This window comes from Kitasatospora sp. NPDC087271, assembly GCF_044744605.1.
In the GTDB taxonomy this organism is placed as follows: Bacteria; Actinomycetota; Actinomycetes; order Streptomycetales; family Streptomycetaceae; genus Kitasatospora.
In genome coordinates, this window is record NZ_JBIUYQ010000045.1 from 21146 (window position 1) to 33633 (window position 12488).

Consider the following 12488-nt stretch of genomic DNA (forward strand, 5'->3'; position numbering starts at 1 on the left):
ACGAATCCCCCGGAAGGAAGGAGCCGCGCGGCAGCGGGTTGACGGAAAAGCCGTCCGTCAGACGTTGAAGCCGAGGGCGCGGAGCTGGTCGCGGCCGTCGTCGGTGATCTTGTCGGGGCCCCACGGCGGCATCCAGACCCAGTTGATGCGCAGGTCCTGGACCAGGCCGTCGGTGGCGGTCTTGGCCTGGTCCTCGATGACGTCGGTCAGCGGGCAGGCCGCCGAGGTGAGCGTCATGTCGATGGTGGCCACGTCGGACTCGTCGATGTGGATGCCGTAGATCAGGCCCAGGTTGACGACGTCGATGCCCAGTTCGGGGTCGACGACGTCCATCAGGGCCTCGGTCAGGTCCTCCACGGACACGGTGCCGGCGGTGGTGCCGACGATGACGACGCCGTTCGGCTGGTCCTCCGCAGCGGAGGGGGTTTCGTCACTCATGGTCTGTCCTCCTCTGCGGGTCAGTCGTTCACGGCGGGGTGCTGGGCGAGCGCCTGGGCGGTGGCGTCCTTCCAGGCCATCCAGCTGAGCAGGGCGCACTTGACCCGGGCGGGGTACTTGGAGACGCCGGCGAACGCGACCGCGTCCTCCAGCACCTCCTCGTCGCCCTCGCCCTGGCCCTTGCTCTGCATCAGCTCCAGGAAGGCCTCCTGGACGGTCTGCGCCTCGCCGACGGTCTTGCCCACGACCAGGTCGTTCAGCACCGAGGCGCTGGCCTGGCTGATCGAGCAGCCCTGGGACTCGTACGAGACGTCGGCGACCGTCGAGCCGTCGAGCCGCACCCGCAGGGTGATCTCGTCACCGCAGGTCGGGTTGACGTGGTGCACCTCGGCGTCGCCGTCCCGCAGCCCCTTGCCGTGGGGGTTGCGGTAGTGGTCCAGGATGATGTCCTGGTACATCGAGTCGAGCTTCATGTCCTGCCCTGTCCCGTCAGCCGAAGAAGTTCCGGACGTGGTGCAGGCCGTCGATCAGTGCGTCGACCTCGCCCGGCGTCGAGTACAGGTAGAACGACGCCCGCGTGGTCGCCGGAATTCCGTACCGCAGGCAGACCGGCCGCGCGCAGTGGTGGCCGACGCGCACGGCGATGCCCTGCTCGTCCAGCACCTGGCCCACGTCGTGCGGGTGGATGTCGCCGAGGGTGAAGGAGATCGCGGCGCCGCGGTCGACGGCCGTGCGCGGGCCGATGATCCGCAGGTCCGGGACCTCCAGCAGGCGCTCGACCGCGTACGCGGTGATCGCGTGCTCGTGCGCGGCGATCTTCTCCATGCCGATGTCCGACAGGTAGTCGATGGCCGCGCCGAGCCCGACCGCCTGGGCGATCGGCGGGGTGCCGGCCTCGAACTTGTGCGGCGCCGGGGCGTAGGTGGACGAGCCCATGGTGACGGTCTCGATCATCTCGCCGCCGCCGAGGAACGGCGGGAGGTCCTCCAGCAGCTCCTGGCGGCCCCAGAGCACGCCGATGCCGGTCGGGGCGAGCATCTTGTGACCGGTGAAGGCGACGAAGTCGGCTTCCAGCGCCTGGACGTCCAGCACCATGTGCGGGGCGGCCTGCGAGGCGTCGATGACGACCAGCGCGCCGACCGACTGGGCCTTGCGGACGATCGTCTCGACCGGGTTGACGGTGCCGAGCAGGTTGGAGACCAGGGTGAAGGAGACCACCTTGGTCTTCTCGGTGATCAGCTCGTCGATGTCGGACAGGTCGAGCCGGCCCTCGTCGGTGAGCCCGAACCACTTCAGCTTCGCGCCGGTGCGCTGCGACAGCAGCTGCCACGGAACGATGTTGGAGTGGTGCTCCATCTCCGTGATGACGATCTCGGAGTCGGCGTCCACCCGGTACGGCTCGTCGGCCCAACCGAGCATGTTGGCAACGAGGTTGAGCGACTCGGAGGCGTTCTTGGTGAAGATCACCTCGTTGCGGCTGGGCGCGTTGACGAAGGCCGCGACCTTGTCCCGCGCGCCCTCGTAGAGCGCCGTGGCCTCTTCGGCGAGCACGTGCACGCCGCGGTGGACGTTGGCGTTGTGCCGCTCGTAGTAGGCGGTCAGGGCTTCCAGCACCTGGCGCGGCTTCTGCGAGGTGGCCGCGTTGTCCAGGTAGACGAGCGGCTTCTCCTCGTGCAGCACACGCTGCAGGATCGGAAAGTCCTTGCGGATCGCGTCGGTGTCGAGCAGACCCGTGAACGGATGCGTCACTCGGACGCGCCCCCCTTCACATACGCCTCGTAGCCCTCGTTCTCCAGCTTGTCGGCCAGCTCGGCACCGCCGGACTCGACGATGCGGCCGCCCGCGAAGACGTGGACGTAGTCGGGCTTGATGTACCGCAGGATGCGGGTGTAGTGGGTCACCAGCAGGGTGCCGACCTCGCCGGTCGAGCGGACCCGGTTGATGCCCTCGGAGACGATCCGCAGCGCGTCGACGTCCAGGCCGGAGTCGGTCTCGTCGAGGATCGCGATCTTCGGCTTGAGGAGCTCCAGCTGGAGGATCTCGTGGCGCTTCTTCTCGCCGCCGGAGAAGCCCTCGTTGACGTTGCGCTCGGCGAAGGCCGGGTCCATCTGGAGGGCGGCCATCGCCTCCTTGACCTCCTTCACCCACAGACGCAGCTTGGGGGCCTCGCCGCGGACGGCGGTGGCGGCGGTGCGCAGGAAGTTGCTCACCGAGACGCCCGGGACCTCGACCGGGTACTGCATGGCCAGGAAGACGCCGGCCTTGGCGCGCTCGTCGACGGACATCTCCAGGACGTCCTCGCCGTCCAGCAGCACCGAGCCGCCGGTGACGGTGTACTTGGGGTGGCCGGCGAGCGAGTAGGCCAGGGTGGACTTGCCGGAGCCGTTCGGACCCATGATCGCGTGGGTCTCGCCCTGCTTCACGGTCAGGTCGACGCCCTTGAGGATCTCGCGCGGGCCGTTCTCGGCCTCGACGGAGACGTGCAGGTCGCGGATTTCAAGCGTTGCCATGGGTACTCAGGACTCCTGGTTGACGGAGACGAGCACATCGTCCCCTTCGATCTTTACGGGGTAGACAGCGACCGGCTTGGTGGCGGGCAGGCCGGAGGGCTTGCCGGTGCGCAGGTCGAAGCTGGAACCGTGCAGCCAGCACTCGATCATGCAGTCCTCGACCTCGCCCTCGGAGAGCGAGACGTTCGCGTGCGAGCAGGTGTCGTTGATCGCGAACACCCCCTCGTCGGTGCGGACGACGGAGACCGGCACGCCGTTGAGGTCCACGCGCTTGGGCACGTCCTCCTGGAGGTCGCTCAGCGCGCAGGCACGGAGGAAGGTCATCTGGATCAGACCGCCGCTTCCAGCTCGGCCTCGATCTTCTCCATCAGCTGGTCCTGGATCTCGGCGACGCCGATCTGCTGGACGAGTTCGGCGAAGAAGCCGCGGACCACCAGGCGGCGGGCCTCGTCGGCCGGGATGCCGCGGGAGCGCAGGTAGAACAGCTGCTCGTCGTCGAAGCGGCCGGTCGCGGAGGCGTGGCCGGCGCCGACGATCTCGCCGGTCTCGATCTCCAGGTTGGGGATCGAGTCGACCCGGGCGCCGTCGGTGAGCACCAGGTTGCGGTTGAGCTCGTAGGTGTCGGTGCCCTCGGCGGCGGCGCGGATCAGCACGTCGCCGACCCAGACGGCGTGGGCGTCCTGGCCCTGCAGCGCGCCCTTGTAGACCACGTTGGAGCGGCAGTGCGGGGTGTCGTGGTCGATGACCAGACGGTGCTCCAGGTGCTGGCCGGCGTCGGCGAAGTAGAGGCCGAACAGCTCGGCCTCGCCGCCGGGCGCGGCGTAGCTGACCCGCGGGTGGATCCGGACGACGTCGCCGCCGAAGGTGACGACCACGGACTTCAGCGAGGCGTCCCGGCCGACCAGCGCGGTCTGCTGGGCGACGTGGACGGCGTTGCGGTCCCAGTCCTGGACGGAGACGAAGGTGAGCTTGGCGCCGTCGCCGACGAGCAGCTCGACGTTGGCGGCCCGGGTGCCGGTCCCGGTGTGGTTGATCACCACGACGGCCTCGGCGAACGGCTTGACGTCGACCACCACGTGGGCGAAGCGGGTGCCGCCCTCGCCGTGCACGTCGATCTTGACCGGCCCGGTGAGCACCGCGTCCTGGGGGACGGTGACCACGAGCGCCTGCTCGAAGGCGCTGAACGCCTGCGCGGCGACCCGGTCGACGGGCTTGCCGGCCTTGCCCAGGCGGGCGTCGTCGCGGCCGACGGTCTCGGCGGTGACGCCGTCCGGCAGGCTCAGCTCGACCTTGTCCTCGCCCTTGGCCGCCTCGGCGGCGGTGCCGTCGTGCAGGCCGCCCAGGCGGTGCATCGGGGTGAACCGCCAGTCCTCCTCGCGGCCGGTGGGCACCGGGAAGTCGCCGACCTCGAACGAGGGCTTGACGGCGACCCGGGCGTCGATCGGCTGCTGGACGGTGGCGCGGCCGGTGCCGGGGCCGGCGAGCTGGGCGCCGGCGCCGGCGGTGCCGACCTCGATCGACCCGGCGGTGGTGGAGCCGGTGGTGGTGTTGACGTCAGCCATGGCTGTCGTAGTGCTCTCTTCCTCGAAAAGCTCGAAAAGTCGGTGGGCGGTCAGCGGCTGGACGTCAGCCGACCGCACCCTCCATCTGCAGCTCGATCAGCCGGTTGAGCTCCAGCGCGTACTCCATCGGCAGCTCGCGCGCGATCGGCTCGACGAAGCCGCGGACGATCATCGCCATCGCCTCGAACTCCGTCATGCCCCGGCTCATCAGGTAGAACAGCTGGTCCTCGCTGACCTTGGAGACCGTCGCCTCGTGGCCCATGGACACGTCGTCCTCGCGGACGTCCACGTACGGGTAGGTGTCCGAGCGGGAGATGGTGTCCACCAGCAGCGCGTCGCACAGCACGTTGGACTTGGCGCCCTTGGAGCCCTCGCCGATCTCGATCAGACCGCGGTAGGAGGTCCGGCCGCCGCCGCGCGCCACCGACTTGGAGACGATGTTGGAGGAGGTGTTCGGCGCCATGTGCACCATCTTGGCGCCGGCGTCCTGGTGCTGGCCCTCGCCCGCGAAGGCGATCGACAGGGTCTCGCCCTTGGCGTGCTCACCCATCAGGTAGACGGCCGGGTACTTCATGGTGACCTTGGAGCCGATGTTGCCGTCGACCCACTCCATGGTCGCGCCCTCGTACGCCACGGCGCGCTTGGTGACCAGGTTGTAGACGTTGTTCGACCAGTTCTGGATGGTCGTGTAGCGGCAGCGGCCGCCCTTCTTGACGATGATCTCCACGACCGCGGAGTGCAGCGAGTCGGAGGAGTAGATCGGCGCGGTGCAGCCCTCGACGTAGTGGACGTACGCGTCCTCGTCGACGATGATCAGCGTCCGCTCGAACTGGCCCATGTTCTCGGTGTTGATCCGGAAGTAGGCCTGGAGCGGGATGTCGACGTGGACGCCCTTGGGCACGTAGATGAACGAGCCGCCGGACCACACCGCCGTGTTCAGCGCGGCGAACTTGTTGTCGCCGGCCGGGATGACGGTGCCGAAGTACTCCTTGAAGATCTCCGGGTGCTCGCGCAGCGCGGTGTCGGTGTCCAGGAAGAGGACGCCCTGCTCCTCCAGGTCCTCGCGGATCTGGTGGTAGACGACCTCGGACTCGTACTGGGCGGCGACACCGGCGACCAGGCGCTGCTTCTCGGCCTCCGGGATGCCCAGCCGGTCGTAGGTGGCCTTGATGTCCGCGGGCAGGTCCTCCCAGGACTCGGCCTGCTTCTCGGTGGAGCGGACGAAGTACTTGATGTTGTCGAAGTCGATGCCGGAGAGGTCGGAGCCCCAGGTCGGCATGGGCTTCTTGCCGAACAGCTTCAGGCCCTTGAGACGCAGGTTCAGCATCCACTCGGACTCGTTCTTCTTCGCGGAGATGTCGCGGACGACCTCCTCGCTGAGCCCGCGCTTGGCCGCGGCACCGGCGGTGTCCGGGTCGGCCCAGCCGTACTCGTAGGTGCCCAGGCCCTCGAGCTCGGGGTGCGAAACGGTGTCAGTCATGCGAGCTTCCTAACGCGCGGACGCTGAATCTTCGGTGGACGTACCGGCAGTCGGCACTGCATCGGAGCCGCGGCCCGCGGAACGCCGGGCAGGCGACGATGCGGCACCGGGTGCCGGCACATAGGTGGTGCAGACCCCGTCGCCGTGGGCGATGGTGGCCAGCCGTTGCACATGGGTGCCCAGCAGCTGGGAGAAGACCTCGGTCTCCGCCTCGCAGAGCTGCGGGAACTGCTCGGCGATGTGCGCGACCGGGCAGTGGTGCTGGCAGAGCTGGGCGCCTGCCGGGGCCTTCGCCACGGCCGGCGGGACCCGCCGCACCGTGGCAGCGTACCCGTCCGCGCTCAGCGCCTGGGCGAGCGCCTCGGTGCGCTCCCCCGCCTCGGCCAGCCGCAGGAGCTCCAGGTACCTCTCGCCCTGCTTGCCGAACCGGGCCCGGGCGAAGGCGGCGACCGCCTCCTCGCCCGCCTTGCCGCCGCCGACCGAGTCGGAGATCCAGCGCAGCGCGTCGGCGGCGAGCTGGTCGTACGCCTGGTAGAAGGCGTCCCGGCCACCGTCGGTGAGGGCGAAGACCTTGGCCGGGCGGCCCCGGCCACGGCTGCCGTAGACCCGCTGTTCGCGGGACTCGACCAGGCCGGCGGCGGCTAGTCCGTCCAGGTGGCGGCGGACGGCGGCGGCGGTGAGGCCGAGCCGGGTCGCCAGGTCGGCGGCGGAGGAGGGGCCGTGGTCGAGGATCGACCGGGCGACCCGGTCCCGGGTGGCGCGGTGGCCCTCCAGCAGCACCTCGGCCGCCGTCACGGGCACGTCGCACCCGGGGGCCGACTCGGCCTCCTGGGGCGTGGCGTGCTCGCGCATGTTTTTCACAACACCAGTGTTGCGTAATTACTTCCGACAGGACAAGCCGTGATGCAGGCCTCACTCGTGTCATCTGTCACGCAGGTAAGCCTTACCTGACCTGCAAAAACGATCATCGAGGGCGCCGTCCGGGCCCGGCGTCGGGGCCTCTTACACTCGCCGGTATGCACTCCGAACCCGCGGTGAAGATCGCCGGGCTGGTCAAGCACTACGGCGACAAGCCCGCGGTGGACGGCCTCGACCTCACCATCGCACGCGGCGCGATCACCGCCGTCCTCGGCCCCAACGGCGCCGGCAAGACCACCACCATCGAGACCTGCGAGGGCTACCGCCGCCCCGACGCCGGCACCGTCCGCGTCCTCGGCCTCGACCCGGTCGCCCAGAACGCCGCGCTGCGCCCCCGGATCGGCGTCATGCTGCAATCGGGCGGCGTGTACGCGGGCGCGCGCGCCGTCGAGATGCTGCGTCACACCGCCGCGCTGCACGCCCACCCGCTGGACGTCGACGCGCTGGTCGAACGGCTCGGCCTCGGCTCCTGCGGCCGCACCGCCTACCGGCGCCTGTCCGGCGGCCAGCAGCAGCGGCTCGCCCTGGCCATGGCCGTGGTCGGCCGCCCCGAGCTGGTCTTCCTGGACGAGCCCACCGCCGGACTCGACCCGCAGGCCCGGCGCGCCACCTGGGAGCTGGTCCGCGACCTGCGCCGGGACGGAGTCACCGTGGTCGTCACCACCCACCACATGGACGAGGCCGAACAGCTCGCCGACCAGGTCGCCGTCATCGACCGCGGCCGGGTGATCGCCACCGGAAGCCCCGAGGAGCTGTGCCGCGGCGGCGCCGAGAACGCCCTGCGCTTCGACGGCCCGCCCGGGCTCGACCTCGGCCCGCTGCTCAAGGAACTGCCCGAGGGCGCCACCGCCACCGAGACCACCCCCGGCGGCTACCGCGTCGAGGCGCCCGTCGACCCGCAGCTGGTGGCCACCGTCACCGGCTGGTGCGCGGCCTCCGGCGTCCTGCCCGAACGGCTGTCCGTCCAGCGCCGCAGCCTCGAAGACGTCTTCCTCGACCTGACCGGACGGGACCTGCGCTCGTGAGTACGACCACCGACTACTCCCCCAAGCCCGGCGCGGCCCCGGTCGGCCGGATGCTGCTCGCCCAGACCGCCTTCGAGACCAGGATGCTGCTGCGCAACGGCGAACAGCTGCTGCTCACCGTGGTCATCCCGACCGTGCTGCTGGTGCTGTTCTCGGCCGTGGACATCGTCGCGGTGGACGGGCCCGGCAAGCGGGTCGACTTCCTGGCCCCCGGCCTGCTCGCGCTGGCCGTGATGTCCACCGCCTTCACCGGGCAGGCCATCGCCACCGGCTTCGAGCGCCGCTACGGCGTGCTGAAGCGGCTCGGCGCCAGCCCGCTCCCGCGCTGGGCGCTGCTGACCGCCAAGACCGGCTGCGTCCTGGTCACCGAGGCGCTGCAGGTCGCGCTGCTGTCCGCGATCGCGCTGGCGCTCGGCTGGTCCCCGCACGGCAACCCCCTGTCGGTCGTCGCGCTGCTGGTGCTCGGCACCGCGGCCTTCTCCGGCCTGGGCCTGCTGATGGCCGGCACGCTCAAGGCGGAGGCCACGCTGGCCGCCGCCAACCTGGTGTTCATCCTGCTGCTGCTGGCCGGCGGGGTGATCGTGCCGCTGAGCAGGTTCCCCTCGGCCGTGCAGTCGGTGCTGGAACTGCTGCCGATCTCCGCGCTCTCGGACGGCCTGCGGTCGGTCCTCCAGCACGGCGCCGGGGTGCCCTGGTCCGACCTCGGCATCCTGGCCGGCTGGGCCGTCCTCGGCCTGGCCGCCGCGGCCCGCTTCTTCCGCTGGGAGTAGCCCCCGGCCCCGCACGTGAACCGCTACGTGCATGAGGCCGCACGCGCGTGAGGCCGCCCCGCACGGGAACCGCCCCCCGGCCGCTTCGGCCGGGGGGCGGTCTCACGTCACCGACGGAACGTCAGCTCTGGCTGCCGCGACGCTTGCGGGCCAGCAGGACGAGCGCGCCACCGACCAGCAGCACGCCGCCGCCGGCCGCCGCGATCATCGGGGTGGCGTCGTTGCTACCGGTCTGGGCGAGCGCCGGGCCACTGGTGGTGGGCGTCGGGACCGGGGTCGGCGTCGGCGTCGCGGTCGCGGTCTTGCTCGCGGTGGGCGAGGCCGACGGAGGCGGCGTCTTGGTGGGCGTGGGAGTGGGAGTCGGCGTCGGAGTCGTGGTCTGCGACGGGGTCGGGGTGGGAGTCGGGGTCGAGGTCTTGGTGGGCGTGGGGGTGGGAGTCGGCGTCGGAGTCGGCGTGTGGCACGGCTCGATCGTCTTGGTCTCGTTGATGTTCCAGCCCTTTTCGTTGGGCGTCTCCGTCGTGTTCACCACGAGGTTCGCCTTGACGGGGGCCGTGTGGTCCTTCACCGGGAAGGTGCCGTGGAACTCCGCGGGGAAGGCCTTGGCGTCCAGGACCTTCTCGCCGTCGATGGTGAGGCTGACGGTGTTCTTCACGTCGGGCTTCGGGCTGTAGTTGATCAGATCGATCACGATCTTGTCGCAGGTCACCGACCAACTCGGCACGTGCGCCGAGGCGTTGGTTGCCAGCGCCAGAGGCAGGAGAATTCCGGCCGCTGCCGTCCCGGCGAGTGCCGCCGCGCCGATCCGCATGTGCCGCTGCTGTCGCGCCATTTACGCTGTTCCCCTCAGAACGGTCTTGCGCAGCAGGCGTGTTGAAGGTTTCGCGGTGGCCCGCTACGACTGTCCGGGGGACTCTACCGGCACTCCCGCACCTCTCCACACCCCGCCGTACGACCGAATTTCGTCTGTTGGTCCGTCGTCTGATGTGTATGACCAGCCCATCACAGCTGCCACCTCGCGGAACGCGGATTCGGCAAACTTGAATGAACTTCGTCACCTGACTGAAATACGTGCGCCCTCGGTGATCAGGTTCAATCACCGAGGGCGCAGCACCGGTCGACCGGCGAAATGATCAGGCCTTCTTCGCCGCCCGACGCCGGGTGACGACCACGATCGCGCCACCGGCCGCGAGCACCACCGCGCCGCCGATCGCCAGCGGCACGACGGGCCCGGAACCGGTGTGCGCGAGGTTGCCGCCCGCGTTCGCCTGGGCGGACGGGCTCGCCGAGGTCGAGGCCGAGACGGCCGGCACACCCGCCGAGGCGGTGGCCGACGGGCTGGCCGAGGCACCCGCGCTCGGCTTGCCGCTCACCGGGGCCGAGGGCGTGGCCGAGGGGCTCGCCGAGGTCCCGGGGGTGGCCGAGGTGCCGGGAGTCCCGGGCGTGGTGGAGGCCGACGGCGTCCCGCTCGGCACCACCGGCGGCACGGTGGGCGTGGTGGACGGCGTCGGGACGACGACGCCGGGCAGGCAGCCGGCGAACGGGTAGTGGTGCGTCTCCGCCCCGCCCTTGCCGGTCAGCGAGGCCGCGATGACCGAACCGTTGACCGGGCCGCCGCTGCCGAGGTCGAAGGCGGCGTTCGGCGCCAGCACGGTGCCGGCCCAGGCGGCCTTGCTGCTCTTGACCACCTTGGTCGCGGTGGGGAAGTTCCACAGCAGCTTGGCGCGGATCGCCCCGCCGGCCGCGCTCTGCAGCTTGTCGTCCAGGACGAAGGACGCCTTGGCCTCGTCCCACAGGTGGAAGCCGGTGGTCCCGGCGGCCGCCATGTCGTACGAGCCGCCGGTCACGGTGACCACGGTGACGGAACCGGCCGGCACCTTGAGGAAGACGTCCTTGGCGCCCTGGAGCTTCGCGGCGTCGACGGTGAAGCTGTTGTACTTCGCGTCGCCGCCGGTGAACGTGAGCTTGGCGCCGTCGGCCTGGACGGTGGCGCCGGCGGTCTGCGGCGCGGCGGCCAGCGCGGTGGAGGCGGCGCGCAGCTTGGCGAACTCGGCCTTGAAGTCGATCGGGGAGGCGCCCTGAGCGGTGGCGCCCTGGTGGGCCTGGACGACGGCGCCGTCGGCCTTGGAGCCGTAGACGCCGTTGCCCTTCATCACCTGGGTGTTGTGGCCGGTGATGCGGCCGGCGACCACCAGCGCGTTCTTGCCGGGCAGGGCGTCGACCTCGGCGGGGGTCAGCTCCTGGCCGACCGAGAAGCCACCGGTGAAGTCGGCGTTGCCGCCCACCGCGACGGCGCCCTCGGCGTCGGGGGTGTGGGTGTCGTCGCCCTCGATGAACTCGCCGTAGAGGTTGGCGACCCCGAGGCTGCGGCACTCCTGGCCGGGGTCGGCGGCGTGGGCGGCGGCGGGGGCGATCAGGCCGGCCAGTGCGAGCGAGCCGCCGACTGCGAGCGCGGCGGCGGACGTGGGTATGCGCATGTGCAGGTCTCCGCTTGTGCGGGAGGAGTGGGAGAGGTCCGAAAAAGGTATGGACCAATCCGCACTCTTTCGGCCTCACCGGTGATTGGTCAAGACCAATGACCGCCTTGACCGAAGAGTCCGGTTTGCACCCCATCCGGCCCGGTGCGGGCGGCGCCCGCGCGGCACCCGCGCCCCGCCCCAAGATCGGCTGTAAGGCCGCCTACGATTGACCCCGTGCCTAATCCCTTCTCCCTGCTCGCCGACCGCTGGCAGCCGTCCGCCGTGATGGTCCGGCGCACCGCGTTCGCCGCGCTGGTGATGAGCGTGGTGATCGTCGTCACCGGCGGCGCCGTCCGCCTCACCGCCTCCGGCCTCGGCTGTACGACGTGGCCCCGCTGCACCGCCGACAGCCTGACCCCGACCGCCGAGATGGGCTTCCACGGCGTCGTCGAGTTCACCAACCGGATGCTCACCTACGTGCTGAGCGCCGCCGTCGGCTGGGCCATCCTGGCCGCCCGCTGCCACCGCCCGTGGCGGCACAGCATGACCAAGCTCGGCTGGGCGCAGTTCTGGCTGGTGATGAGCAACGCGGTGCTCGGCGGCATCACCGTGCTGACCGGCCTCAACCCGTACACCGTCGCGCTGCACATGATCGCCGCGATGGCGCTGGTGTGGGTCGCGCTGCTGATGTGGGAGCGGTCGAAGGAGGGCGACGGCACCCCCGAGCTCGCCGTGGCCCGCCCGATCCACCAGCTCTCCTACGTGCTGGTCCTGGTCGTCGGCCTGCTGGTCGCGGCCGGCACCCTGGTCACCGGCGCCGGCCACCACCCGGGCACGCCGAAGGACAACAAGATCGTCCCCCGGATCCCGATCGACTACGACAGGCTGGCCCAGTTCCACGCCGACCTCGCGTTCGTCTCGGTCGGCCTGACCATCGCGATGATCTTCGTCTTCGCCGCCGTCAAGGCCCCGCCGGCGGCGAAGGCCCGCACCAGGGAACTGCTGGCGGTCCTGCTCCTCCAGGGCGTCCTCGGCTTCATCCAGTACTTCACGGACGCCCCCGAGCTGATGGTCGGCCTCCACATGCTCGGCGCCACCCTCACCTGGATCGCCGCCCTCCGCATCCCCCTCGCCCTGCGCACCCGCGCCGACGAGGCCCCCGCCCCCGAGCAGTTGCCCGCACAGACCCCACAGGCTGCCACCGTCTGAACCTCGTCGAAGGCCCCCATCCTCCTTAGGTTCTAACGGTCCTCGCAACACCCGCGATCTGTGGGAGTTGCGAGGACCGTGGGCGTTAGGCGTAGTGATCTTGCTGGGTTGCGGGAG

13 protein-coding genes are annotated in these 12488 nt (G+C 70.6%); 3 read left to right on the top strand and 10 right to left on the bottom strand.

Features of this window, described 5'->3' with window-relative positions:
* Positions 1 to 57: 57 nt before the first annotated feature.
* From ACIO9K_RS37035 to ACIO9K_RS37070, 8 genes are all read right to left on the bottom strand, one after another.
* Entirely contained in the window at positions 58 to 438 is a 381-nt protein-coding gene (locus ACIO9K_RS37035) for a metal-sulfur cluster assembly factor (RefSeq protein ID WP_350880450.1), read from the bottom strand.
* A 20-nt stretch (positions 439 to 458) separates the two neighbouring features.
* Entirely contained in the window at positions 459 to 911 is a 453-nt protein-coding gene (gene sufU / locus ACIO9K_RS37040; protein WP_063349529.1) for a Fe-S cluster assembly sulfur transfer protein SufU, read from the bottom strand.
* A 16-nt stretch (positions 912 to 927) separates the two neighbouring features.
* Complete coding sequence (locus tag ACIO9K_RS37045; RefSeq protein WP_350880453.1) at positions 928 to 2187, bottom strand: cysteine desulfurase; 1260 nt, start codon at positions 2185 to 2187, stop codon at positions 928 to 930.
* A complete protein-coding gene (gene sufC, locus ACIO9K_RS37050; protein WP_030290237.1) occupies positions 2184 to 2948 on the bottom strand; it encodes a Fe-S cluster assembly ATPase SufC in 765 nt (254 codons plus the stop codon). The genes ACIO9K_RS37045 and sufC overlap by 4 nt, the downstream gene beginning before the upstream one ends.
* A gap of 6 nt (positions 2949 to 2954) precedes the next feature.
* The gene (locus ACIO9K_RS37055; RefSeq protein WP_063349526.1) at positions 2955 to 3272 is read right to left on the bottom strand and encodes a bifunctional 3-phenylpropionate/cinnamic acid dioxygenase ferredoxin subunit; all 318 of its coding nucleotides are present in this window, start codon (positions 3270 to 3272) and stop codon (positions 2955 to 2957) included.
* 5 nt (positions 3273 to 3277) lie between these two features.
* A complete protein-coding gene (gene sufD / locus ACIO9K_RS37060; protein ID WP_363618698.1) occupies positions 3278 to 4510 on the bottom strand; it encodes a Fe-S cluster assembly protein SufD in 1233 nt (410 codons plus the stop codon).
* Positions 4511 to 4574: 64 nt separating this feature from the next.
* Positions 4575 to 5990: a Fe-S cluster assembly protein SufB gene (sufB, locus tag ACIO9K_RS37065; RefSeq protein WP_063349524.1), complete on the bottom strand. Its 1416-nt coding sequence runs from the start codon at positions 5988 to 5990 to the stop codon at positions 4575 to 4577.
* Between the two features lie 9 nt (positions 5991 to 5999).
* Complete coding sequence (locus tag ACIO9K_RS37070) at positions 6000 to 6842, bottom strand: MarR family transcriptional regulator (protein WP_350880459.1); 843 nt, start codon at positions 6840 to 6842, stop codon at positions 6000 to 6002.
* Positions 6843 to 7006: 164 nt separating this feature from the next.
* Between ACIO9K_RS37070 and ACIO9K_RS37075 the strand changes: the two genes are divergently transcribed.
* Together ACIO9K_RS37075 and ACIO9K_RS37080 are read left to right on the top strand one after the other, a co-directional pair.
* Positions 7007 to 7933, top strand: coding sequence for an ABC transporter ATP-binding protein (locus tag ACIO9K_RS37075; protein WP_363580457.1), 927 nt, complete (start codon positions 7007 to 7009; stop codon positions 7931 to 7933).
* Between the two features lie 50 nt (positions 7934 to 7983).
* The gene (locus ACIO9K_RS37080; RefSeq protein WP_363580676.1) at positions 7984 to 8703 is read left to right on the top strand and encodes an ABC transporter permease; all 720 of its coding nucleotides are present in this window, start codon (positions 7984 to 7986) and stop codon (positions 8701 to 8703) included.
* 121 nt (positions 8704 to 8824) lie between these two features.
* Here ACIO9K_RS37080 and ACIO9K_RS37085 read toward each other — a convergent pair whose 3' ends face one another.
* Positions 8825 to 9535, bottom strand: coding sequence for an LAETG motif-containing sortase-dependent surface protein (locus tag ACIO9K_RS37085; protein ID WP_400336294.1), 711 nt, complete (start codon positions 9533 to 9535; stop codon positions 8825 to 8827).
* A 301-nt stretch (positions 9536 to 9836) separates the two neighbouring features.
* Positions 9837 to 11180 (bottom strand): choice-of-anchor A family protein, encoded by a 1344-nt coding sequence (locus ACIO9K_RS37090; protein ID WP_400336296.1) that lies wholly within the window; start codon positions 11178 to 11180, stop codon positions 9837 to 9839.
* 216 nt (positions 11181 to 11396) lie between these two features.
* Between ACIO9K_RS37090 and ACIO9K_RS37095 the strand changes: the two genes are divergently transcribed.
* Positions 11397 to 12371: a heme A synthase gene (locus ACIO9K_RS37095; RefSeq protein WP_400336298.1), complete on the top strand. Its 975-nt coding sequence runs from the start codon at positions 11397 to 11399 to the stop codon at positions 12369 to 12371.
* The last annotated feature ends 117 nt before the right edge of the window (positions 12372 to 12488 follow it).

Bases quoted from the DNA above. Each gene is read 5' to 3' on its own strand.
- ACIO9K_RS37055 (WP_063349526.1), bottom strand. From the start codon at position 3,272: ATGACCTTCCTCCGTGCCTGCGCGCTGAGCGACCTCCAGGAGGACGTG.
- sufU (WP_063349529.1), bottom strand. From the start codon at position 911: ATGAAGCTCGACTCGATGTACCAGGACATCATCCTGGACCACTACCGC.
- ACIO9K_RS37085 (WP_400336294.1), bottom strand. From the start codon at position 9,535: ATGGCGCGACAGCAGCGGCACATGCGGATCGGCGCGGCGGCACTCGCC.
- sufD (WP_363618698.1), bottom strand. From the start codon at position 4,510: ATGGCTGACGTCAACACCACCACCGGCTCCACCACCGCCGGGTCGATC.
- sufB (WP_063349524.1), bottom strand. From the start codon at position 5,990: ATGACTGACACCGTTTCGCACCCCGAGCTCGAGGGCCTGGGCACCTAC.
- ACIO9K_RS37080 (WP_363580676.1), top strand. From the start codon at position 7,984: ATGCTGCTCGCCCAGACCGCCTTCGAGACCAGGATGCTGCTGCGCAAC.
- ACIO9K_RS37070 (WP_350880459.1), bottom strand. From the start codon at position 6,842: ATGCGCGAGCACGCCACGCCCCAGGAGGCCGAGTCGGCCCCCGGGTGC.
- ACIO9K_RS37090 (WP_400336296.1), bottom strand. From the start codon at position 11,180: ATGCGCATACCCACGTCCGCCGCCGCGCTCGCAGTCGGCGGCTCGCTC.
- ACIO9K_RS37075 (WP_363580457.1), top strand. From the start codon at position 7,007: ATGCACTCCGAACCCGCGGTGAAGATCGCCGGGCTGGTCAAGCACTAC.
- ACIO9K_RS37035 (WP_350880450.1), bottom strand. From the start codon at position 438: ATGAGTGACGAAACCCCCTCCGCTGCGGAGGACCAGCCGAACGGCGTC.
- sufC (WP_030290237.1), bottom strand. From the start codon at position 2,948: ATGGCAACGCTTGAAATCCGCGACCTGCACGTCTCCGTCGAGGCCGAG.